Annotated in this window: 1 protein-coding gene and 1 pseudogene; both read right to left on the bottom strand. The window is 56.0% G+C overall.

Features of this window, described 5'->3' with window-relative positions; translation table 11 throughout:
* Nucleotides 1-430: pseudogene (locus V6C07_RS04160) on the bottom strand (adenylyl-sulfate reductase subunit alpha); the annotation flags it as partial.
* Between the two features lie 37 nt (nt 431-467).
* Nucleotides 468-956 (bottom strand): adenylyl-sulfate reductase subunit beta, encoded by a 489-nt coding sequence (gene aprB, locus V6C07_RS04155; RefSeq protein ID WP_333535099.1) that lies wholly within the window; start codon nt 954-956, stop codon nt 468-470.
* Between the last annotated feature and the right edge of the window lie 558 nt (nt 957-1,514).

Raw genomic sequence — 1,514 nt, 5'->3', positions numbered from 1 at the left:
CGGCGGCCTTGGCGGCGGCGCCGTTCATGTTGTGGCCGTCTTCGCCCTTGATCCAGCAGGGCAGACCCCAGTCTTCAAACAGATGCACGGAGTCGTCGACGTGACGGCCGCAGTCGAAGATAAGGTCTTCGCGCACGAGGCCCATAAGGTCGGTGCGGACCATGCGCACGTAGTCGTCGGCGCTGTTTTCACCCAGATAGGTGTTGATGGCGGAAAGGCCCTGGGCCACGGCGCCGGAACGCTCGAGGGAAGCCTTGTCGCAAAGCAGAATTTTCAGGCCATGCTTGTCGCCCCAGCGGACGGCTTCAAAAGCGGTGCCGCAGGACCCCATGCCGCCGCCCACGATGAGCAGGTCAACCGCATGTTCTTTAACTTCGGGTTCGGCAATGGCTACGCCCTTTATCGCTTCCTTTACGGGAATCATAGGCATAATGGTATCTCCTTATCGCACTAGCGGTTGCAAAAGCCTAACGGCCGTGTTCCATGCAAGTAAGAACCTTGTCGGCTTCCAACATTTCAAACTTCTTGCCGAGAGCTTCCTTGGGGGCAACCAGGGCCTTTTCGGTGAACAGAAGTTCGTCTTCGATGTTGCCGCCTTCGGGGAAACCTTCAAAAGGCTTGATGGAACCTTCCGGAGTGGTGCGAATGGGGAACTTGAAACGCTTTACATTGCCGTTACGGAACTGAACCGTCCACATGATGGAGTCTGCCGACCGCATGGGGATACAGGTTCCGCCCATGGGAGCGAAGTCAGCGTAGGGGCGAGCCGTGATGGCGCCCTGGGGGCAGATCTTCACGCAGGAATAGCATTCCCAGCAGGCGTCGGGTTCCTGGTTGTAGGCCTTCATTTCCTCGGGGTCGAGGATCATGAGGTCGTTGGGGCAAATGTACATGCAAGCCGTCTTTTCGCCACCCTTGCAGCCGTCACATTTGGACGGATCGACATAAGTCGGCATACGTATCCTCCAACTCATTAAAAGTGTTTGAAAAACCCGCCGGGTTCGGCGTGGCGCGACGGGAAAGACCGACACGCCGGGGTTAGCCGAGCGCCTTCGCTAAAACGTTGGGCGAATGGCTTGCGCAATTAGTAACAAGCCCTTGGCGTCCGAGTCAAGCCCCCTCTGCAAAATTTCGTGGAAACATTACATCGCCGAACAGACATTCCCAATAAAATTCAACTAGATAAGGTTCTTGTGAAAAAAGTTCTAATCCCCTATTCAAACCTTCCCCCAACAGAGTCCTCGCGAGCACACCCTTGCAAGAGAAGTCATTTCAAGCTAACACGTTTGCGCAGAGAAAGAAAGACTGTGACGCAGATTTGCTGCGTATTTGTGGCAACCCCCTGCAATTCCACACAACGAAAAGGGATTTAATCACCCTCTCCCTTCCATTTTCCCACAGGAAAGAGCATGACTGATCATTCGAACGACTCGCGCGGCCCCCGTTTTCCCCGAGACAGCCGCGAAAAACGCGATTCCCGGGGCCAGGGCGAAGCCCGCCCGCGCCGCCCCCTG

It is taken from the genome of Desulfovibrio sp. 1214_IL3152, from assembly GCF_036763055.1.
Classification (GTDB): Bacteria; Desulfobacterota; Desulfovibrionia; order Desulfovibrionales; family Desulfovibrionaceae; genus Desulfovibrio.
The sequence above is the reverse complement of the archived record's forward strand: the minus strand, read 5'-3'. Positions and strand labels throughout refer to the sequence as shown.